At 37.3% G+C, this 21,481-nt stretch carries 16 protein-coding genes, 5 tRNA genes, 3 rRNA genes and 1 pseudogene; 4 read left to right on the plus strand and 21 right to left on the minus strand.

Annotated features, from left to right (window positions below; all coding sequences use genetic code 11):
• Window positions 1-246: 246 nt before the first annotated feature.
• The 3 genes from AB1282_RS04540 to groES all read right to left on the minus strand — a co-directional run bounded on the left by AB1282_RS04540 (window position 247) and on the right by groES (window position 2,688).
• Window positions 247-477, minus strand: a complete 231-nt coding sequence (locus AB1282_RS04540; RefSeq protein ID WP_429901064.1) for a hemolysin XhlA family protein — start codon at window positions 475-477, stop codon at window positions 247-249.
• Window positions 478-718: 241 nt separating this feature from the next.
• A complete protein-coding gene (groL, locus tag AB1282_RS04545; protein ID WP_390313256.1) occupies window positions 719-2,344 on the minus strand; it encodes a chaperonin GroEL in 1,626 nt (541 codons plus the stop codon).
• Between the two features lie 59 nt (window positions 2,345-2,403).
• Window positions 2,404-2,688 (minus strand): co-chaperone GroES, encoded by a 285-nt coding sequence (gene groES / locus AB1282_RS04550; protein ID WP_056470021.1) that lies wholly within the window; start codon window positions 2,686-2,688, stop codon window positions 2,404-2,406.
• A gap of 275 nt (window positions 2,689-2,963) precedes the next feature.
• On the opposite strand from groES, the gene AB1282_RS04555 reads away from it, so the two are divergent.
• The gene (locus AB1282_RS04555) at window positions 2,964-3,635 is read left to right on the plus strand and encodes a CPBP family intramembrane glutamic endopeptidase (RefSeq protein ID WP_429898600.1); all 672 of its coding nucleotides are present in this window, start codon (window positions 2,964-2,966) and stop codon (window positions 3,633-3,635) included.
• A 40-nt stretch (window positions 3,636-3,675) separates the two neighbouring features.
• Here AB1282_RS04555 and AB1282_RS04560 read toward each other — a convergent pair whose 3' ends face one another.
• Window positions 3,676-4,302: a redox-sensing transcriptional repressor Rex gene (locus AB1282_RS04560; RefSeq protein WP_056470016.1), complete on the minus strand. Its 627-nt coding sequence runs from the start codon at window positions 4,300-4,302 to the stop codon at window positions 3,676-3,678.
• A 161-nt stretch (window positions 4,303-4,463) separates the two neighbouring features.
• Between AB1282_RS04560 and AB1282_RS04565 the strand changes: the two genes are divergently transcribed.
• The gene (locus AB1282_RS04565) at window positions 4,464-6,389 is read left to right on the plus strand and encodes an ABC-F family ATP-binding cassette domain-containing protein (RefSeq protein WP_390313259.1); all 1,926 of its coding nucleotides are present in this window, start codon (window positions 4,464-4,466) and stop codon (window positions 6,387-6,389) included.
• A gap of 217 nt (window positions 6,390-6,606) precedes the next feature.
• Here AB1282_RS04565 and tsaD read toward each other — a convergent pair whose 3' ends face one another.
• From tsaD to AB1282_RS04625, 12 genes are all read right to left on the minus strand, one after another.
• A complete protein-coding gene (tsaD, locus tag AB1282_RS04570) occupies window positions 6,607-7,629 on the minus strand; it encodes a tRNA (adenosine(37)-N6)-threonylcarbamoyltransferase complex transferase subunit TsaD (RefSeq protein WP_429898603.1) in 1,023 nt (340 codons plus the stop codon).
• Window positions 7,626-8,078: a ribosomal protein S18-alanine N-acetyltransferase gene (gene rimI / locus AB1282_RS04575; protein ID WP_056470010.1), complete on the minus strand. Its 453-nt coding sequence runs from the start codon at window positions 8,076-8,078 to the stop codon at window positions 7,626-7,628. Before rimI ends, tsaD begins: the two co-directional genes overlap by 4 nt.
• Before the next feature lie 9 nt (window positions 8,079-8,087).
• Complete coding sequence (gene tsaB, locus AB1282_RS04580) at window positions 8,088-8,780, minus strand: tRNA (adenosine(37)-N6)-threonylcarbamoyltransferase complex dimerization subunit type 1 TsaB (RefSeq protein WP_390313263.1); 693 nt, start codon at window positions 8,778-8,780, stop codon at window positions 8,088-8,090.
• Window positions 8,761-9,228, minus strand: a complete 468-nt coding sequence (gene tsaE / locus AB1282_RS04585; RefSeq protein WP_056470004.1) for a tRNA (adenosine(37)-N6)-threonylcarbamoyltransferase complex ATPase subunit type 1 TsaE — start codon at window positions 9,226-9,228, stop codon at window positions 8,761-8,763. Before tsaE ends, tsaB begins: the two co-directional genes overlap by 20 nt.
• A gap of 402 nt (window positions 9,229-9,630) precedes the next feature.
• A tRNA-Asp gene (locus AB1282_RS04590) sits at window positions 9,631-9,706 on the minus strand.
• Window positions 9,707-9,710: 4 nt separating this feature from the next.
• Window positions 9,711-9,787, minus strand: a tRNA-Met gene (locus AB1282_RS04595).
• 36 nt (window positions 9,788-9,823) lie between these two features.
• A 5S ribosomal RNA gene (rrf, locus tag AB1282_RS04600) occupies window positions 9,824-9,939 on the minus strand.
• 57 nt (window positions 9,940-9,996) lie between these two features.
• Window positions 9,997-12,934, minus strand: a 23S ribosomal RNA gene (locus tag AB1282_RS04605).
• Window positions 12,935-13,086: 152 nt separating this feature from the next.
• Window positions 13,087-14,636: ribosomal RNA gene (locus tag AB1282_RS04610) — 16S ribosomal RNA — on the minus strand.
• The 16S, 23S and 5S rRNA genes sit together here with 5 tRNA genes alongside, the layout of an rRNA operon.
• Window positions 14,637-14,718: 82 nt before the next feature.
• Window positions 14,719-14,792 (minus strand) — tRNA-Gly (locus AB1282_RS04615).
• 4 nt (window positions 14,793-14,796) lie between these two features.
• A tRNA-Pro gene (locus tag AB1282_RS04620) sits at window positions 14,797-14,873 on the minus strand.
• Window positions 14,874-14,878: 5 nt separating this feature from the next.
• Window positions 14,879-14,955 (minus strand) — tRNA-Arg (locus AB1282_RS04625).
• 581 nt (window positions 14,956-15,536) lie between these two features.
• Between AB1282_RS04625 and cls the strand changes: the two genes are divergently transcribed.
• Window positions 15,537-16,979, plus strand: a complete 1,443-nt coding sequence (gene cls, locus AB1282_RS04630; protein ID WP_429898605.1) for a cardiolipin synthase — start codon at window positions 15,537-15,539, stop codon at window positions 16,977-16,979.
• A 56-nt stretch (window positions 16,980-17,035) separates the two neighbouring features.
• Here the strand turns inward: cls and AB1282_RS04635 are convergent, their stop codons facing one another.
• The 4 genes and pseudogenes from AB1282_RS04635 to AB1282_RS04650 form a co-directional block, all read right to left on the minus strand.
• The gene (locus tag AB1282_RS04635; protein WP_429898606.1) at window positions 17,036-17,545 is read right to left on the minus strand and encodes a UTRA domain-containing protein; all 510 of its coding nucleotides are present in this window, start codon (window positions 17,543-17,545) and stop codon (window positions 17,036-17,038) included.
• A 268-nt stretch (window positions 17,546-17,813) separates the two neighbouring features.
• Window positions 17,814-18,383 (minus strand): hypothetical protein, encoded by a 570-nt coding sequence (locus tag AB1282_RS04640; RefSeq protein ID WP_429898608.1) that lies wholly within the window; start codon window positions 18,381-18,383, stop codon window positions 17,814-17,816.
• A 160-nt stretch (window positions 18,384-18,543) separates the two neighbouring features.
• The gene (locus tag AB1282_RS04645) at window positions 18,544-18,693 is read right to left on the minus strand and encodes a hypothetical protein (protein WP_429898609.1); all 150 of its coding nucleotides are present in this window, start codon (window positions 18,691-18,693) and stop codon (window positions 18,544-18,546) included.
• 20 nt (window positions 18,694-18,713) lie between these two features.
• Window positions 18,714-18,842 (minus strand): annotated as a pseudogene (locus AB1282_RS04650) (JAB domain-containing protein); the annotation flags it as partial.
• Window positions 18,843-19,212: 370 nt separating this feature from the next.
• Here AB1282_RS04650 and AB1282_RS04655 point away from each other — a divergent pair.
• The gene (locus AB1282_RS04655) at window positions 19,213-20,157 is read left to right on the plus strand and encodes a hypothetical protein (protein ID WP_429898611.1); all 945 of its coding nucleotides are present in this window, start codon (window positions 19,213-19,215) and stop codon (window positions 20,155-20,157) included.
• A 35-nt stretch (window positions 20,158-20,192) separates the two neighbouring features.
• Here the strand turns inward: AB1282_RS04655 and AB1282_RS04660 are convergent, their stop codons facing one another.
• Entirely contained in the window at window positions 20,193-21,263 is a 1,071-nt protein-coding gene (locus tag AB1282_RS04660; RefSeq protein WP_429898613.1) for a DNA methyltransferase, read from the minus strand.
• Between the last annotated feature and the right edge of the window lie 218 nt (window positions 21,264-21,481).

The following is a 21,481-nucleotide window of genomic DNA, read 5'->3' on the forward strand; positions in this document are numbered from 1 at the left end:
CAGATTTGCTGCTTTTATCAAATTTACTATACATATTTAAACAAATCTATAGTCAATAAAACCTAAGTCTTATTTAATCCAATATCTCCATTCTATTACCAGTTTAAAAGGATTAGTTTAGCTATTCTCATTATCGACTACTCCAATAGTAAATAATCGAATCATAAAAATAAAAAACCTATAAAAGTACCAGGTTTTTTACTTAATTTCACGATCTTTACTAGCAATATTACTGTGAAATGAAGTCTAATATAAGTACGGTCTTTTATAATAAATCTCTAAAATGTTACCTTTTAGGATGATTCTTAAAACTGCCATAATAATTGCTCCAATAATTAAACGTACAGTCCAACTTGTGTTACTTTCAATTCTCTCAATTTTTTGTTCAATCTTTACAATCGTACTCTCTGCCACTGCCAAACGCTCTTTAATTTCTGCTATTTTTTCCTGTAATTCTTTTATTTCATCTATCCATATCCCCTCATTTCTAGTAGCTTGTCCTACTTAATATATTCAGTAATACTATATTTGTTAATGAAAAATAGTACGAAGGTAATAAAAACTTTCGTAAGAAAACCTTAATATGGAATCACTAACTAAATTGGCTTTTAATTACTTACTTTTTTTGCAAGACCAGGGCTATTTTGATTAAGCTTTTTAAGATTTTTAAGATTTTAGACGAAAAAAAACCCTTGATTTCTCAAGGGTTTTTTCTTTATTACATCATGCCGCCCATTCCGCCCATGCCCATGTCAGGCATTGCAGGAGCATTTTTCTCAGGGATGTCAGCTACTACTGCTTCAGTTGTTAAGAACATTGCTGAAACAGATGCTGCGTTTTGAAGTGCAGAACGTGTAACTTTAGTTGGGTCAACGATTCCTTCTTCGATCATGTTTACCCATTGTCCGTTAGCAGCATTGAAACCAACGCCAACTTCCGCACTTTTTAATTTCTCGATAATTACTGATCCTTCTAGACCAGCATTTGTAGCGATTTGACGAACTGGAGCTTCAAGTGCACGTAATACGATGTTAATACCTGTTGCTACGTCACCTTCTGCTTCGATTGAAGCTACTTTATTGTATACGCTCATTAATGCAGTACCACCACCAGCTACAATACCTTCTTCAACTGCAGCACGAGTAGAGTTTAATGCATCTTCAATACGTAATTTACGCTCTTTTAATTCAGTTTCAGTTGCAGCACCAACTTTGATTACTGCTACACCACCAGCTAATTTAGCTAAACGCTCTTGTAATTTTTCGCGATCAAATTCAGAAGTAGTTTCTTCTAATTGAGCACGGATTACGCCGATACGTCTTTGGATTGCTTCAGTTTCACCAGCACCTTCAACGATTGTAGTGTTTTCTTTTGTTACTACAACTTTTGAAGCACGACCTAATTGAGTGATGTTCGTTGTTTTAAGATCTAATCCTAATTCTTCTGTAATCACTTCACCGCCAGTTAAGATCGCGATATCTTCTAACATTGCTTTACGACGGTCACCGAAGCCAGGAGCTTTAACAGTAACTGCATTGAAAGTACCACGTAATTTATTTACGATGATTGTTGCTTGTGCTTCACCCTCAACGTCTTCAGCAATGATTAATAGTGGTTTACCTTGTTGAACAACTTGCTCAAGTACTGGTAAGATTTCTTGAATGTTTGTTACTTTTTTATCTGTGATTAAAATATATGGGTTTTCTAATTCAGCAACCATTTTCTCTGAATTTGTAACCATATATGGAGAAGAGTATCCACGGTCAAATTGCATACCTTCTACTACTTCTAACTCAGTAGTGAAACCTTTTGATTCTTCAAGAGTAATAACTCCATCGTTACCAACGCGCTCCATTGCTTCAGCAATTAATTGTCCAACTTCTGGATCCGCTGAAGAAATTGCAGCAACTTGTGCGATTGACTCTTTACCTTCAATTGGTTTTGAGATTGTTTTTAATTCTTCGATTGCTGCAGCAACTGCTTTTTCGATCCCTTTACGGATACCCATTGGGTTTGCACCAGCAGTTACGTTTTTAAGACCTTCACGAATCATAGCTTGCGCTAAAACTGTCGCAGTTGTTGTACCGTCCCCAGCAACATCATTTGTTTTGCTAGCAACTTCTGCAACTAATTTTGCACCCATATTTTCAAATGCATCTTCTAATTCGATTTCTTTAGCGATTGTAACACCATCATTTGTAATTAATGGAGAACCGAATTTTTTCTCAAGTACTACATTACGTCCTTTTGGTCCTAAAGTTACTTTTACAGCATCAGCTAAAGCGTCTACACCACGTAACATTGCGCGACGTGCTTCTTCACCAAATCTAATGTCCTTTGCCATGAAAATGACCTCCTTATAATATAAAAAGTATATTTTTTAATTTAAGTATTTTTATTTTATTAACCTAAGATTGCAAGAATATCGTTTTCGCGAAGTACTAAGTATTCAGTACCACCGTACTTAACTTCTGTTCCTGAATATTTAGAGAAGATAATGCGGTCACCTACAGATACTTCTAAAGCAACGCGCTCACCATTTTCAAGTACTCGACCAGTACCTACTGCAACAACTTTGCCTTCTTGTGGCTTTTCTTGTGCACTACCTGGTAACACGATACCACTAGCAGTTTTTTCTTCAGACTCAACAAGCTCAATTACAACACGATCACCTAATGGCTTTAACATGTGTAAATACCTCCTCAATAATCAAATCATTATTTTTTAGCACTCATGTATATTGAGTGCTAACACAATTATTAGTTTAAATAATATCAAAAAATTTTGCAAGTCCGAAGCAGGCACTTTTCTTGTCGAAATTTAATAAGTTTTTTTCTTTACAATCAAAAGTAAAATAAAAAGTGAAAATTTCTTTTAAGAAACAAAAGAAACGCGTAAAATAATGTACGTGTTGTTATAAACCTTTGAGTTATGAAAAATATCAACACAAAGGAGCTATCGTATTGAAAACTAGAGATTTGTGGATTTTATTAACGTATGTCGTTCTTCAGTATTCAGCGGTTATTGGGGTGCCCTATTTATTAAATAGTAACTTATACGTTGGAGTGGATCAGAAAACAGCTTCTCTTGAAGCGGTGGCATTATGGGGTTGTATTAGTTTCGTAACTGGGTTAATTATTATACTTATCTTATTACATAAGCCCATTTATGAAGGAATAAAGAATCTAAAAACTAATTATCGTACAATAATCAATTGGGTTATTTTAGGTTACTTCATAACAATGCTAACTCAAATTGTTTGTAATTTAATTTTAATTTATGTATTTGATTTACATAAAGGCTCAGAAAATACTCAGAATATCATAAACATTGCTAAGCTTAATCCAGCTTTTATTATCATCCCAAGTCTAGTTGCACCAATTTTAGAAGAGATTATTTTTCGTCGAATCATTTTTAAAAGACTTTATAATCGTTTACCATTTATTATTTCTGCAGGGATTAGTTCAGCGATTTTTTCGCTTATGCACGGAGACATACCCTTCTTCTTATCTTACTTTCTAATCGGTTTTGTATTTTGTTACCTGTATAAACGAACAAACTCAATTATGGTTCCAATCTTAACACATATGTTAATGAACTCTTTTGTCGTTTTTCAGCAGATCAATTTACATTAAAAACCCCCAAATTTTTGGGGGTTTTTATTTTAATATGAATTTATTGTTGTAAAAAATATGCCAATGTTTGCAGTTCAACTGCTAGGTCTATATGATGAATGCGAATATGTTCTGGTACACTAATTCGGGCAGGTGTGAAATTTAAAATTCCTCTAATATTTTTTCCATTTAATCGATCAGCTATTGATTGAGCCACAGGTGCAGGAACAGTTAATATAACGATTTGAATATCTTCATTCATAACGTCCTCTAGATTATCTAGATTATAAACGGGTACTCCACCTATTTCAGTACCAATTTTATTTGGATCAATATCAAATGCCATCTCAATTTTAGTATTATTATTTTTTATAAAATTATAGTGTAAGAATGCAGTTCCTAAATTACCAACACCAATTAATGCAACTTTCATAACTTCATGTTGGTTAAGCGCTTTCGAGAAAAAAGTTAATAAATAATTTACGTTATAGCCATAACCTTTTTTACCGAGTGCTCCAAAATAAGAAAAATCTCTTCTGATTGTAGCGGAATCTACCTTTACTGCTTCACTTAACTCTGCTGAAGAAACTCTTTGTTTACCTGATAAAGACAAATTCTTTATAAAACGGTAATATAAAGGTAGACGTTTAGCAGTAGCTTGTGGAATTTTAATTTGTTCCGAATCCATTTTTTAATCCCCCACTTACTGTAATTCTTTTTACTATGGTGTGTAATTTGACTTTATTTTAGTAATAAAGTACTTGTTCTAATGTAAAATATACACTATATTTAAGAATTTTGACAGTCTACAGTTACATAGATAAAAAATTTTGCAATGAGGTGTTATCCATGATTCTTTTACAAGTAAATAATGTCTCAAAGTATTTTGGTAGTGACATTATACTTTCAAATATAAAATTAGAAGTTCAAACGAGTGATCGAGTTGCCATTGTTGGACGTAATGGTGCTGGAAAATCTACATTACTGAAAATCATAGCAGGTGAAATATCCTATGATGGCGGTGAAATAAATAAACCTAAAGATGTTACTGTAGGCTACCTTGCCCAAAACACTGGTTTACAAAGCGATCAAACGATTTGGGAAGAATATTATTCTGTTTTCAATCATTTAGTAGAGATGCAAGACAATATGAGAAAATTAGAAGTTAAAATGACAAGAGAGGATGTTTATTCTAACCAAGCCGTTTATGACAAGGTTATGAATGAATATGATCATCTTCAATATACTTTCAAAGAAAACGGTGGTTACCAGTTTGAAGCAGATATTCGTTCAATTATTAGTGGTTTAGGTTTTAGTAATGAAGATTACGAAACAAAAATTTCTTCGTTAAGCGGCGGACAAAAGACAAGACTGGCATTAGGTAAGCTATTATTGACGAAGCCTGATTTGTTAATTCTGGATGAGCCTACTAACCATTTGGATATTGACACTCTTAGTTGGTTAGAGCGCTACTTACAGTCATATCCTGGTGCAGTATTAATCGTTTCCCACGATCGATATTTCCTTGATCAAGTTGTTAATATTGTTTATGAAATATCTAATCATAAGCATCAACGTTTTGTTGGTAATTATAGTAAGTATCTTGATCTAAAGGCAGCTCAATATGAACAAGAGTTAAAACAGTTCGAAAAACAACAAGAGGAAATCAATAAACTTGAAGATTTTGTGCAGCGTAATATTGCGCGTGCTTCAACTACAAAAAGAGCCCAAAGTCGAAGAAAACAATTAGATCGAATGGTACGATTAGACAAGCCACTTGGAGATGAATCTTCAGCTAATTTTTCATTTTCAATTGAAAAACAAAGCGGTAATGATGTGTTGTCTGTACAAGATTTATTTATTGGCTATGACCGGATCCCAACAATTGATCAGACAATGAAATTCGTACTAAATCGAGGCGATAGTGTCGCATTAGTCGGTCCAAATGGTGTTGGTAAATCGACATTACTTAAAACGATTATTGGAGACTTAGAAAAATTACAGGGAACGATTGATTTTGGGGCAAATGTTTCGGTTGGTTACTATGATCAAGAGCAAGCAAAACTAACTTCCAATAAGAGAGTATTAGACGAACTTTGGGATGATTATCCATTAAAGCCCGAACAAGAAATTCGGACAATATTAGGGAACTTTTTATTTTCTGGAGATGATGTAACTAAAAATGTTACCTCTTTAAGTGGTGGAGAAAAGGCAAGATTAGCATTGGCTAAACTTATGATGAAAAAAGCTAATTTTCTAATTCTTGATGAGCCTACTAACCACTTAGATTTAGATAGTAAAGAAGTATTAGAAAATGCTTTGTTAGATTACCCTGGAACAATTTTATTCGTTTCTCATGATCGTTACTTTATGAACAGATTATCCACAAAAACTTTTGAACTAGCAAAAGCAGGATTATCAATTTATTTGGGTGATTATGACTATTACCAATTTAAGAAAAACGAAGCATTCGAAAAAGAACAAGCAGAAAAGGAGGCTACATTAACACAAGTTAAACAATCCTCTCAGCCAATTTCTGATTATCAACAAGACAAAGAATTAAAGAAAAAACTTCGTCAAACTCAGCGACGTATAGAGGAAATTGAAAGTAATATATCTCAGTATGAGCTTGATATAGAGACGATCGAACTAGAATTATGTAAGCCAGAAGTTTACGGTGATTTTCAATTAGTACAGGAATTAACAAATAAGAAAAATGATTTCGAAGCTAAGTTAATAGACCTAATGGAAGAATGGGAGAACTTACAAGAATAATTGATTAAACGGATATGCTTTTTGCTATCCGTTTTTACTTATCTACATATTTATCCACATATATTCAATTACAATTTAGCTTTTACACAGGTTTATACACATTATCCACAGATATACAGCAATGTTATTCACATTTTTGTTCACATAGTTTAATAAGTTTTTAACAAATAAAAAGTACTTATCCACATTTTATAAAAAAACTGTGAATAAGTACTTCTTACATATTCTCTAAATCCAAGCCTGGATTCCCGTTTAATGCCAAATTACCTAGTTTTCCTTGTTTTAAACGGATAAATGCAGCAGCGCCAATCATTGCAGCATTATCAGTACAAAGTGATAGTGGTGGTATAACTAATTCTATATTACTCAAAGCATTCATCTCGTTTTGTAATGTAGCTCTCAACCCTTTATTAGCTGCCACTCCGCCGGCTAATAAAACTTGTTTAACGTTATATTCTTTTGCAGCTTGAATTGTTTTTGAAACAATTACTTCAATTACACTCTCTTGGAAGCTTGCTGCGACATCAGCTGGTGATACTTCCTCGCCTCTTTGTTCAGCATTATGCATATAATTAATAACTGCTGACTTTAATCCACTAAAACTAAAATCATAGCTACCCTCTTCTAACCATGCTCTAGGAAAAGGAATAGTTGCATTTCCTTCTTGCGCTAGTCGATCAATGTGAGGACCACCTGGATAAGGTAATTTAAGTGTTCTAGCGACCTTATCATAAGCTTCCCCTGCTGCATCATCCCTTGTTTCACCTATAACCTCAAAGATGCCATCTTCCTTCATGTAGACAAGCTCAGTATGTCCACCAGAAACTACTAAGGCTAATAGCGGATATTGCAGAGGCTGTACTAGTTGATTAGCATAAATATGACCAGCAATGTGGTGAACTCCTATAAGCGGTAATCCATGTGCAAATGCAATTGCTTTTGCCGCATTTACCCCAATTAGTAACGCTCCTACAAGCCCTGGACCTTCTGTAACAGCAACGGCTGCTAGATCTTCATATTCTACCTGTGCTTGCTTCATAGCTTCTTCGATTACCAAAGTTATCTGCTCAACATGCAATCGTGATGCAACTTCAGGTACAACTCCACCAAAACGTTTATGAATATCTATCTGAGTAGCTACTACGTTACTTAAAATTTCATTTCCATTTTTAACAACTGCTGCTGAAGTTTCATCACAGCTTGTCTCTATAGCAAGAATTAAACAATTTTCATTTATCATTTCAAATTCACCCACATAACTAATGCATCCTCAAAATTATCTGTATAATAGCTTTTTCGAATACCACCATCTTGGAATCCTAGCTTTTGATACAGTCCTTTTGCTACATGATTTGATACTCTTACTTCTAATGTTAATGTATCAGCTCCAAGATTTTTAGCAGTTTCCATTACCGCTCGAAGTAACTTTTCACCAAGGCCTACTCCCCTATAATCTGGCAAAATAGCTATATTTGTAATATGTCCTTCGTCTATGACCACCCATAATCCACAATAACCAATTATTTTCTCATCAACTTCAGCCACTATATAATTGGCAAATTGATTTGAATATAATTCATTATAAAAAGCATCATATGTCCAGGGTGTAGGGAATGATTGTTTTTCAATTTCTACTATTTGATCTAAATCTTCTTCTTTCATTTTACGAAAAGCAACCGATGAGATCATATTATCCTCCTACTTTTCTTGGCTAGCTAGCCAATTAGCTTCTGCTTCTGATAATCTTAAATATTCTGGTGCAAAATTATGAACTGATTCTTCTTTTTCTTCTAAGCTACATGTAAACAGTTCACTTGGTCTTTGGTTATTCAAACTCTCTTTTGCAAAGACAGCTTTATCTTTTAAATGCTCAATAATAAACTCTTTATGTATAGATACATCATTACCAATAAATAAGATTTGTTCATTATAAGATTTAAGCTTTTCAATCCAGATACTTCGGTCAATATTGCAGTCTTCTAATACATCATTAGTAACCTGCCCTCTAAAATCATATAGACCTGTAAATAATAAATTACGTCTTGCATCAAATAATGGGCAAACTAATCCATTAAAATAGCGCCCGTTAGCAGCCAATACCTTCAAACTTGATACACCGATAATTGGAATATTTAAAGTGAAAGCTAATGATTTAGCCACAGTGACACCAATACGTACACCTGTATAAGAGCCTGGCCCTTTTGCAACTACTATTTTAGATAGTTCCTTTGGTTTTATATTGCATTCTTCCATTAAAGTACTAATTGCTGGCATTAATCGGACAGAATGGTTTTTATTAATAAATGTTATCGTTTCGCCAATAACTGATTGATCTTTTATTAGACTAATCCCCATAACATTTGTCGATGTATCAATTGCTAAAACGGTCATTGTTTATTAACTCCTTACAAATAAATTCATACCTAGATCCACTTGGAATAAAAGTAATCATTCTACCATTTTCTTCATGAGTTATTATGATTTTTAAGAATTCATTTGGTAAGTAATCTGAAATTAAATGAGCCCATTCTACAACACAAACACCTTCACCCATAAAATACTCATCAAAGCCTAAATCTTCACTACTACCTTCTAAACGATAAACATCCATATGATATAGAGGAATTCTACCTTTATATTCTTTAATAATATTAAAAGTTGGGCTATTAACCGTTCTTTTTACATCAAGACCTTTAGCAAAACCTTTTGTAAAGGTTGTCTTTCCAGCACCAAGGTCTCCCTCTAATAATATTACATCTTTTTGTTGCACTAGTTGCCCGAGAAAAAATGCAATTTCTTGAGTTTCTTCCTCAGTATTTGTATGTAAAACAATTTCCAATTACTTCACCACCAAAATTCTAACTCGTCTATTTCTAACTTTGCCATATTATATCATTTCAAAACATTAAGCGGATGTCAAACAGTAATATTCTTTTGAATAGTTAAAATTAATTATTGAAATTTATATTTAGGTTGTATTCGTCTATTTTGTTACTTCTCTCGCTTTTCGCAGATCGTACCAGTGCCTTCTAGTCGCATAAGCTCCTTATGGTTTCTACCTTCTCACGTTTCCCAAATAAGTTTGAGTTGAGCAGTCTTTACTTGTGTCTGCTTCTGTTTCAAACAATTATAATTGTTAAAAGTAATCATCTTACAAATAAGATCTAATTATATATTACTCATTTCAAAAATAATAAAAAAAACGAAACAATTTTTTGTTTCGTTTTAAGAATCGTATGTATGGCGGTCCCGACCGGGATCGAACCGGCGATCTCCTGCGTGACAGGCAGGCATGTTAACCGCTACACCACGGGACCATTTTGGTTGCGGGGACAGGATTTGAACCTGCGACCTTCGGGTTATGAGCCCGACGAGCTACCAGACTGCTCCACCCCGCGATAATGTAAAATGAATTTATATCCATAAAAATCCAAACCAGGCGACGTTCTACTCTCACAGGGGGAAACCCCCAACTACCATCGACGCAAAAGAGCTTAACTGCCGTGTTCGGTATGGGAACGGGTGTGACCTCTTTGCCATAATCACCTGATTTGTATTGAGTTGTACTTCGTACCCTCAAAACTAGATAATGTCATTATCAAACTTGTTAGTTAAGTCCTCGACCGATTAGTATCAGTCAGCTCCACGTGTCACCACGCTTCCACCTCTGACCTATCAACCTGATCGTCTCTCAGGGGTCTTACTAGCTTAACGCTATGGGAAATCTCATCTTGAGGGGGGCTTCATGCTTAGATGCTTTCAGCACTTATCCCTTCCACACATAGCTACCCAGCCATGCTCTTGGCAGAACAACTGGTACACCAGCGGTGTGTCCATCCCGGTCCTCTCGTACTAAGGACAGCTCCTCTCAAATTTCCTGCGCCCACGACGGATAGGGACCGAACTGTCTCACGACGTTCTGAACCCAGCTCGCGTACCGCTTTAATGGGCGAACAGCCCAACCCTTGGGACCGACTACAGCCCCAGGATGCGATGAGCCGACATCGAGGTGCCAAACCTCCCCGTCGATGTGGACTCTTGGGGGAGATAAGCCTGTTATCCCCGGGGTAGCTTTTATCCGTTGAGCGATGGCCCTTCCATGCGGAACCACCGGATCACTAAGCCCGACTTTCGTCCCTGCTCGACTTGTAGGTCTCGCAGTCAAGCTCCCTTATGCCTTTACACTCTTCGAATGATTTCCAACCATTCTGAGGGAACCTTTGGGCGCCTCCGTTACTCTTTAGGAGGCGACCGCCCCAGTCAAACTGCCCACCTGACACTGTCTCCGAGCCGGATAACGGCTCTAGGTTAGAATTTCAATACAGCCAGGGTAGTATCCCACCGACGCCTCCACCGAAGCTAGCGCTCCGGCTTCTCAGGCTCCTACCTATCCTGTACAAGCTGTACCAAAATTCAATATCAAGCTGCAGTAAAGCTCCACGGGGTCTTTCCGTCCTGTCGCGGGTAACCTGCATCTTCACAGGTACTATAATTTCACCGAGTCTATGGTTGAGACAGTGCCCAAATCGTTACGCCTTTCGTGCGGGTCGGAACTTACCCGACAAGGAATTTCGCTACCTTAGGACCGTTATAGTTACGGCCGCCGTTTACTGGGGCTTCAATTCAGAGCTTCTCCCGTAAGGGATAACCCCTCCTCTTAACCTTCCAGCACCGGGCAGGCGTCAGCCCCTATACTTCGCCTTGCGGCTTCGCAGAGACCTGTGTTTTTGCTAAACAGTCGCTTGGGCCTTTTCACTGCGGCTCTCCCGGGCATACACCCAAAAGAGCACCCCTTCTCCCGAAGTTACGGGGTCATTTTGCCGAGTTCCTTAACCATAGTTCTCTCGCTCACCTTAGGATTCTCTCCTCGCCTACCTGTGTCGGTTTGCGGTACAGGCACCTATTTCCTCGCTAGAAGCTTTTCTTGGCAGCGTAGAATCAGGAACTTCGGTACTATATTTCCCTCGCCATCACAACTCAGCCTTATGATGTGCGGATTTGCCTACACATCAGCCTAATTGCTTGGACGCGCATATCCAGCAGCGCGCTTACCCTATCTTTCTGCGTCCCTCCATTGCTCAAACGGAAATGAGGTGGTACAGGAATATCAACCTGTTGTCCATCGCCTACGCCTTTCGGCCTCGGCTTAGGTCCTGACTAACCCTGGGAGGACGAGCCTTCCCCAGGAAACCTTAGGCATACGGTGGACGGGATTCTCACCCGTCTTTCGCTACTCATACCGGCATTCTCACTTCTAAGCGCTCCACCAGTCCTTACGATCTAGCTTCAACGCCCTTAGAACGCTCCCCTACCACTGATACCATACGGTATCAATCCGCAGCTTCGGTGATACGTTTAGCCCCGTTACATTTTCGGCGCAGAGTCACTCGACCAGTGAGCTATTACGCACTCTTTAAATGGTGGCTGCTTCTAAGCCAACATCCTGGTTGTCTAAGCAACTCCACATCCTTTTCCACTTAACGTATACTTTGGGACCTTAGCTGGCGGTCTGGGCTGTTTCCCTCTTGACCACGGATCTTATCACTCGTAGTCTGACTCCTATGGATAAGTCATTGGCATTCGGAGTTTGACTGAATTCGGTAACCCGTTGGGGGCCCCTAGTCCAATCAGTGCTCTACCTCCAAGACTCTAACACATAAGGCTAGCCCTAAAGCTATTTCGGGGAGAACCAGCTATCTCCGAGTTCGATTGGAATTTCTCCGCTACCCACACCTCATCCCCGCACTTTTCAACGTGCGTGGGTTCGGACCTCCATTCAGTGTTACCTGAACTTCATCCTGGACATGGGTAGATCACTCGGTTTCGGGTCTACGACCACGTACTATATCGCCCTATTCAGACTCGCTTTCGCTGCGGCTCCGTCTCTTCAACTTAACCTTGCACGGGATCGTAACTCGCCGGTTCATTCTACAAAAGGCACGCCATCACTCGTTAACGAGCTCTGACTATTTGTAAGCACACGGTTTCAGGTTCTCTTTCACTCCCCTTCCGGGGTGCTTTTCACCTTTCCCTCACGGTACTGGTTCACTATCGGTCACTAGGTAGTATTTAGCCTTGGGAGATGGTCCTCCCAGATTCCGACGGAATTTCACGTGTTCCGCCGTACTCAGGATCCACTCAAGAGGGAACGAGGTTTCAACTACAGGGTTTTTACCTTCTTTGACGGACCTTTCCAGGTCGCTTCATTTACCCCGTTCCTTTGTAACTCCGTATAGAGTGTCCTACAACCCCAAGAGGCAAGCCTCTTGGTTTGGGCTATCTTCCGTTTCGCTCGCCGCTACTCAGGAAATCGCTATTGCTTTCTATTCCTCCAGGTACTTAGATGTTTCAGTTCCCTGGGTCTGTCCTCAGTACCCTATGTATTCAGGTAAAGATACTACTCCATTACGAGTAGTGGGTTTCCCCATTCGGAAATCTCCGGATCAAAGCTTACTTACAGCTCCCCGAAGCATATCGGTGTTAGTCCCGTCCTTCATCGACTCCTAGTGCCAAGGCATCCACCGTGCGCCCTTTCTAACTTAACTAATTTTAAAACTAATTGAATTAAACTTACGCAGTTTAATGAATGACATTATCTAGTTTTCAAGGTACAAAGTTGAGAGTGAACTCTCAAAACTAAACAAAACAATGAAGAAACATTTCATACATGAACCATCGGTTCATGATGTCTCCATAGAAAGGAGGTGATCCAGCCGCACCTTCCGATACGGCTACCTTGTTACGACTTCACCCCAATCATCTGTCCCACCTTAGGCGGCTGGCCCCTAAAAGGTTACCCCACCGACTTCGGGTGTTACAAACTCTCGTGGTGTGACGGGCGGTGTGTACAAGGCCCGGGAACGTATTCACCGCGGCATGCTGATCCGCGATTACTAGTGATTCCGGCTTCATGTAGGCGAGTTGCAGCCTACAATCCGAACTGAGAATAGTTTTATGGGATTAGCTCCACCTCGCGGTCTTGCAACCCTTTGTACTATCCATTGTAGCACGTGTGTAGCCCAGGTCATAAGGGGCATGATGATTTGACGTCATCCCCACCTTCCTCCGGTTTGTCACCGGCAGTCACCTTAGAGTGCCCAACTAAATGCTGGCAACTAAGATCAAGGGTTGCGCTCGTTGCGGGACTTAACCCAACATCTCACGACACGAGCTGACGACAACCATGCACCACCTGTCACTCTGTCCCCGAAGGGAAAGCCCTATCTCTAGGGTTGTCAGAGGATGTCAAGACCTGGTAAGGTTCTTCGCGTTGCTTCGAATTAAACCACATGCTCCACCACTTGTGCGGGCCCCCGTCAATTCCTTTGAGTTTCAGTCTTGCGACCGTACTCCCCAGGCGGAGTGCTTAATGCGTTAACTTCAGCACTAAAGGGCGGAAACCCTCTAACACTTAGCACTCATCGTTTACAGCGTGGACTACCAGGGTATCTAATCCTGTTTGCTCCCCACGCTTTCGCGCCTCAGCGTCAGTTACAGACCAGAAAGTCGCCTTCGCCACTGGTGTTCCTCCAAATCTCTACGCATTTCACCGCTACACTTGGAATTCCACTTTCCTCTTCTGCACTCAAGTTTCCCAGTTTCCAATGACCCTCCCCGGTTGAGCCGGGGGCTTTCACATCAGACTTAAGAAACCGCCTGCGCGCGCTTTACGCCCAATAATTCCGGACAACGCTTGCCACCTACGTATTACCGCGGCTGCTGGCACGTAGTTAGCCGTGGCTTTCTGGTTAGGTACCGTCAAGGTGCCAGCTTATTTAACTAGCACTTATTCTTCCCTAACAACAGAGCTTTACGACCCGAAGGCCTTCATCGCTCACGCGGCGTTGCTCCGTCAGACTTTCGTCCATTGCGGAAGATTCCCTACTGCTGCCTCCCGTAGGAGTCTGGGCCGTGTCTCAGTCCCAGTGTGGCCGATCACCCTCTCAGGTCGGCTACGCATCGTCGCCTTGGTGAGCCGTTACCTCACCAACTAGCTAATGCGCCGCGGGCCCATCTGTAAGTGATAGCCGAAGCCATCTTTCAATAAAGGAACAGGAGTTCCTTTATGTCATCCGGTATTAGCTCCGGTTTCCCGAAGTTATCCCAGTCTTACAGGTAGGTTGCCCACGTGTTACTCACCCGTCCGCCGCTAACTAACGGGAGCAAGCTCCCATTAGTCCGCTCGACTTGCATGTATTAGGCACGCCGCCAGCGTTCGTCCTGAGCCAGGATCAAACTCTCCATAAAAGTTAAGTTTAAATCTTGTATTGCTCAAAAAACTAATAATTGACGTTTACTTCATGTTTTGTTTAGTTTTCAAAGTTCATAATGGAGCGGGTGATGGGAATCGAACCCACGACCGAAGCTTGGAAGGCTTCTATTTTACCATTAAACTACACCCGCGAAATGGTCGGGAAGACAGGATTTGAACCTGCGACCCCCTGGTCCCAAACCAGGTGCTCTACCAAGCTGAGCCACTTCCCGTAATATGGCGCGCCCGAAAGGACTCGAACCCATAACCTTTTGATCCGTAGTCAAACGCTCTATCCAATTGAGCTACGGGCGCATATTGTAAAGTGTGTCGTCTTCGTTAGCGACTTTTACAGTTTATAACATCCAACTGTTTATGTCAACAACTTTTTTAAAAGTTTTTTTAAACTTTAAAAGCTTACTACGATAAGCTTTCGTTGACTTCGTTAACTTGTCTGACGTGACTTAAACTATATTAAAGCATAGGACAATCAATGTCAACACTTTTCAAATAAAAAAATGACTAGTTTATTTACTTAGTTGATTTAACTGTACTTATAGAGCTTTTATAAGTTAATAATTTAGCTTTAATCAATACATATTTATCATTTCTGACATAGTACTACGCAATAAGAACTGAATTCCTATAGTACAATTTAAGTACAGGCTCAGATAAAAGTAGAGTTTCTCCCTTTTCTATACAACAAACAATTCTTTATTTCAGTTTTCCATTATTTTAACGAGATGGATTTGGTATAAATAATATGTCTTTATTTTTGAGTAACTATGAAGAGCTTTTGAATACTTTGTTCTTTATAAATAAAAAATATTATAAATGAGCATTAAAAAAGATATTAAACTAAAATAAGGTAATCTAACTAATAGGAAGTGTGAAAAATGGATATTAATTTTCTTACAATCCTCCTTATCATCAATATACTTCTAGCGGGGGTTGTTGTATTTATTGAAAAAAGAGATGTTGTCGCCACATGGGCGTGGCTAATGATTTTATTTTTTATACCAATAGTAGGATTTTTACTATATTTATTTTTAGGTAGGCAACTAAAACAAAAGAATTTCTACCACCTATCGACTAAAGAAAAAACTTATCTTCAATTGGCGGTTACGGAACAAGCTAATAAAATTCATACAGATCAAAGTTTCCATCAAGATAAGCTACTATCAAAGCATTCACACTTAATTATGATGAATTTAAAGTCAGCTAACGCATTATTAACGACAAATAATGAGATCCAAACGTTTCGAGATGGACACGAGAAATTTAATTCACTATTCAAAGACATACAACTTGCCAAAAAGGAGATTAATATTCAGTACTACATCATTCAGCGTGATTCATTAGGAAAAAAACTTAGAGATGAACTTACAAAAAAAGCAGAAGAAGGTGTAAAAGTACGAGTCCTGTATGATGACATTGGTTCCAAAAGAATTACACCCTCTTTTTTCAAAGAACTTGTTAAACATGGTGGAGAGGTAAAAGCTTTCTTCCCTTCATTCTTAAGACTCATCAATTTTCGATTAAATAATAGGAATCACAGAAAACTATGTATTATTGATGGAAGAATTGCTTATATCGGAGGATTCAATATTGGAAATGAATATCTTGGTATTGATCAGAAATTTGGCTATTGGAGAGACACTCATTTTCGTATAAAGGGAGAATCAGTAAACCAAATTCAAGGTAGATTTATTTTAGACTGGCAACAAGCTACTAATCAGCCTGTACATAATATAGAAGAATTCTCATTTAATAATGAAAAGAATATTGGAAGCACCCCTATCCAAATAGTAGCAAGTGGCCCAAATTCAGAAACAGAGCACTTAAAAAACATGTACGTTAAGTTAATTATGTCTGCAAAAAAAAGTGTTTATATCCAAACACCGTATTTTATTCCAGATGCTAGCATTATGGACGCATGCAAAATCGCAATTTTATCCGGTATCGATGTAAGGATAATGATTCCAAGTAAACCTGATCACCCATTCGTGTATTGGGCATCTCTATCGTACGCTGGAGAACTTTTATCATATGGCGCAAAAATATTACTTTATGAAAATGGTTTTTTACATGCTAAAACAATCGTTGTTGATCACGAAGTAGCTTCGGTAGGAACTACAAATATTGATACGCGTAGTTTTAAATTAAATTTTGAAATAAACGCGATTACCTATTCTGATGAAAAAGCTTCTGAGCTACAAAATCTTTTTTTACTTGATAGTAATCATAGTAGTGAGCTTACAATTGAAAAATATCAAGAGCGATCAGTCATAATCAAGTTAAAAGAAGCGATCTCGCGCCTCTTATCTCCAATATTGTAATTAAAATATTAAAACTCACTTTTGAATAATAAAAGTGAGTTTTTTAGTAATTATCTTTATTTTGTTCGATGTACGGTTAAGGTTACTTTACTTGTTTCACACATAAACATTGAAAGGTGGACAGGTTCCTCATTTGAATCATATGCTATTTTTAGGATTTTAAATAGATTAGCCCCTATATCGCATTCAAGGTAATTTGCATATACTTTTGTCGCACCGATTACATCGATGATTTTATCGTTACTTAGGATTTCTGTATGATATTCCTTTGAGAGAACTTTATATGTAGATTCGTCTGTTGCAATTTTCTTTTCCAAATCTGGAAAACGAATTAGTGAGTAATGCGCAATATCATAATAAAGGGGACGATCATTTACATACATAAGTCGCTCAAGTTCTAGTACGCGACTTCCTTCCTCAACTTTGAGATGTTCTGCAACATCCTTTGATGCTGGGATGACTTCACTTCTAAGGATTCGGGAATTTGGAATCATCCCTAGTTGGTGGCTAAACTCCGAGAATCCGCTTATAGATAATAGTTCATTATTAAACTTATTCGACGACACAAACGTCCCTCTTCGTGGTATACGTTTCAATGTACCTTCCTTAAACTCATACAAATTTTAAACACAAAAAAGGCCTCTACATTACGTAGAAGCCTTATTACTTATATATAATTTGATGCGGCTGAGAGGACTTGAACCTCCACGGAGAAACCTCCACTAGGCCCTCAATTTAGTCCAATCTCAATATAGCAATAAAGTCATAAATATCAAGGTTTTTAGCAACCAAGCACTTTTTTACGTTACTAGACTTAGTATAAAAATACGGTTACTAATTGTCAATGTCATATTTTATAGAATATCCATATAACTGACTTCTTTTTCCTGGGACCCACGATCCATTAAGAATTTTTCTTATCCCAACTATTAAATTTCCACCAATTTTACTTTCTAAATATTTTGTTGCTGACATCACAGAATTGAATTTTCCAATCTCTACTCCATCTTTATAAATTATGCATAGTCGAGCATTTGTTGGAGTAACACCAAACATATGATTTTTTTCTCCTGATTGAAGATATCCTTTTCCATAATTTCCATTTTTTTCTCCACGATGGTCTTGACCCGAACATTCTGCTAATCCTAAATCGTGGTAGTAATGTATCCATTCAATTTCTCTTCTTTGACATTCTCCACTTGTTGTTCTAATTGGTAACCATTCTAAAATATTAACCTCTATTTCATTTAAACGATCTCCAACATAATTTTTATATTTATCGTTCCTATAGCTTCTTTCCCAAGCACGATTTGGATTATGTTTATTGTTGGTTCCACAATTGCTACCAATATAAAATATTTTTCCATCTAGAGAATGGGAATAAACGTAAAATATTTTTTTCAATATAATCACCTCATTGGCGTTATATCTAGATAAATTAAGTTGTAAAATGAAAAAATTAGTGTTTCTCACATGGATTCTCCTGCATTGAAAATCAATTAGTTGATAATAAATATTGCTCAATGCATGAAAAAAGCTAGGATATTCTCCTAGCTCTCTTTCATTAGTCCTCCTTCTTCTTACTTTCAACTTCTTTTGCAACCAATACAAGAACTGAACTTACAGCTCCTAGAAATGCAGCTTTTCCATATTTCTTACCATTTTGTAATAATGACTTTTTTGTTTCTTCGTTCATTTTCAATTTAAATTTCATTTAACTTCCTCCGAAAACATTTAAAATTTTCCTAGCTCTTTTAATGAAGTATAACATCCATCTCCAATGATAATGTGGTCCAAAAGTTCTATTCCTAAAATTTTTCCACACTCTACTAATCTATCAATCACTTGAATACTGGTTCGTGAAAAACTTAAATTGAAAAAAGAAAAATTTGATGAAAGAGAATCATTATATTTCTTGACCATTCGATGATAAACTTTTATTGAATTCCTAATTAGGAGAACAAAAATAGAAAAATTATATTTCACTGTAGATGATGAACGGGTAAAACATTTAGCAATGAGTACAGATTTTTTACAGTTCAAATGTTAAAAACATTCTTTTATCAAATTGGAGTCCGTACAATTCGATTGCATCACTGTATCTTTGGAGAGCCATCGATTTAGCACTCTTAAAATAGTGCGAATTTTTTGCAAAAAACCAATAATTTCCAACTATATAAAATTTTATTCTGGTATTATATAAGAGTACTTTAAAAATTAGGGGGGACATATGTTGTCAGATACTAGAACAAAACCAACATATAAAGAAGTCATTGACGATGCAATTAAAGCTCTTAAAAAGTTAGAAGGCCATACATTTGATGTATTAAGTATCAATAAACCAGTTGATATCGAATATGCCCAGTTCTTATCAAAAACAATTTCAAAGTTATCATCTATAACAGGAAACATGATCGAAGAAAACATGGCAAATCATCTTAACCAAATCGGAAAATATTCTGAATTTGGTAAATGGATTCGTCAAGACCCAGGTTTTCCAGATAACATCTATCAAAACGATTTCCTTGAAAAGACACCTGGTTTTGAGGTTAAAGCATGGTTTCCATTTGCTACTGAAATAACTGCAAGATTTAAAGGTAGCTATCAGCATTGTGGTGACGATAACACTTATGTTGCATTAATTGCTTGGTTACCTGAGTTTATTCTTCATGGACGTCCAAAGATTATTGATGTTTGGGTAGGACCTGCTTCTGAGGTAGCAAAGTGCCGAGATAATCATTATTATAAGCCACCTCAGTATTTAGTTGTAGAACCTCAAGAAACTGGAGGAAGAACTGCAAACTTACAACAAACGAATGTTGAAGGTTATGTAATTCAAACAGACAAAGAGGAACAAGCACAACAACTTTTAGAGGCAATACAAGAAGTTAAGGAATGGGATGAAAAAATAAAGTCCAGTTATTCCCCAACTCCAGAAATTATAGAAAAGGTTAATGAACTACATTCTAAATATTCTTATCGTCTAGATACCAACTTTGCTAAAATTGATAGAATTGAACATGAAGACATTGCAAAATTCAAGAAGCGTGTTTACGATAAAATTTTCCATGATAAAAAGATTTCTCATTGGAGAAAAATTTCCAAGAATGAAGCTACAATTAAAGAATACATGGATTTATGGAAAGATGAAGCACCAGAAGAACCAATAGTGGATTAAAAATAAGGAAAGGAGCAAGTAATATGCTCCTTTTTTTATAAGCTAATAGATAATTGTTCAATTTTATCATTTTTTTCATCATTTAAATTATCTTCAATATCTTGAGAAATATTTATACCCTTTTTACGTTTTAAATATTCAAGACGTTCCATTGCTAGTTCATAAAACTCTTTATTGATTTCTGCGCCATAAGCTTGTCTCTCGTTATCAATTGCGGCATACATGGCGCTACATAATCCTCCAAATGGCTCCCAAATTACATCTCCTTTATCAGTTGAACTTTCAATTATAAGATTCATTAATTTTAAAGGCTTTTGATTTGAGTGAGCTGCCTTTTGGCTTCCTTTCTTACGAATCCTTTCTTCTCCAGCAACCATTGGAACACTCCACACATTTGTAGTTCCATATGGACAATAGAACTTAGGATGAATGTCTATCCATTGCTGTTTAGTTAACGATTCTATTCCATCTAACGAAAAATAAGGTCTACCTGCTGGGTGTCCATGTTCATTAGCGTAATTTACAATCTTTTCAAATTGTTCTGGTGGCGGAGAATACCATAAATGACATTGAGTAAAATATTTCCTAGTCGCAGCATTTTTAACTCCACAAGCCTCATTTGTTTTATATAACTGTAATCCAGATCGTTGCCATTCAGCTCTTAACCAAACTTTTTCTTCAACCTCTTCGTCATTAAATTTAAACTTAGGCTTAAGAAGATATTGAACACAAACTTCTGAAACAATCGGGAATTTTGATAAAGTTTTACTATTACTGTTACCAGCAATAAACCCTATACCTTTATCCCATGTGTTACAACCATTATATTCCCAACCGTATTTCTCTAAAATCGGATGAACAAGGGCCCATCCAATCTCTGTATTCCAAAACCATAATGTTGCTCCTGGTTTAGCATATTTAGTCCATTCTTTAATATGAGGTTCATAGATTTCCGGTAATTCTTGTGGAGTATTCGAATCACCAACATATCCATTAACCCCATAAGGGCCATCTGAAACAATTACATTAGCTTTTGGCCATATTTTATAAAAATCCAACGAGTCTCCGGAATATAAAAAGGAGTCTTCATTATCATTTTGCAACATATCTATCTACTCCTTTTCCTTTAATGTATGTCTTTATATTTTATCATTTTATCTACTCTCTGTCGTTATTAATCAACTTTTGGGATTCTCCTAAAATTATTGAAATTTGTTCAACCGAGGGCTAAAATCAATAAAAAGGGATTTCTCCCTATTCAATGTCACTTTTATATCCCATATTAAAGTCTATATTGAATGAACCAATTTTGACCACTGTATTT

This window comes from Gottfriedia sp. S16(2024) (genome assembly GCF_050473765.1).
GTDB lineage: Bacteria > Bacillota > Bacilli > Bacillales > Bacillaceae_G > Gottfriedia.

Excerpts from the sequence above, each read along its gene's own strand:
- groL (WP_390313256.1), bottom strand. The coding sequence starts at position 2,344 with ATGGCAAAGGACATTAGATTTGGTGAAGAAGCACGTCGCGCAATGTTA.
- groES (WP_056470021.1), bottom strand. The coding sequence starts at position 2,688 with ATGTTAAAGCCATTAGGTGATCGTGTTGTAATTGAGCTTGTTGAGTCT.
- AB1282_RS04560 (WP_056470016.1), bottom strand. The coding sequence starts at position 4,302 with ATGGATTCGGAACAAATTAAAATTCCACAAGCTACTGCTAAACGTCTA.
- AB1282_RS04565 (WP_390313259.1), top strand. The coding sequence starts at position 4,464 with ATGATTCTTTTACAAGTAAATAATGTCTCAAAGTATTTTGGTAGTGAC.
- tsaD (WP_429898603.1), bottom strand. The coding sequence starts at position 7,629 with ATGATAAATGAAAATTGTTTAATTCTTGCTATAGAGACAAGCTGTGAT.
- rimI (WP_056470010.1), bottom strand. The coding sequence starts at position 8,078 with ATGATCTCATCGGTTGCTTTTCGTAAAATGAAAGAAGAAGATTTAGAT.
- tsaB (WP_390313263.1), bottom strand. The coding sequence starts at position 8,780 with ATGACCGTTTTAGCAATTGATACATCGACAAATGTTATGGGGATTAGT.
- cls (WP_429898605.1), top strand. The coding sequence starts at position 15,537 with ATGGATATTAATTTTCTTACAATCCTCCTTATCATCAATATACTTCTA.
- AB1282_RS04645 (WP_429898609.1), bottom strand. The coding sequence starts at position 18,693 with ATGAAATTTAAATTGAAAATGAACGAAGAAACAAAAAAGTCATTATTA.
- AB1282_RS04660 (WP_429898613.1), bottom strand. The coding sequence starts at position 21,263 with ATGTTGCAAAATGATAATGAAGACTCCTTTTTATATTCCGGAGACTCG.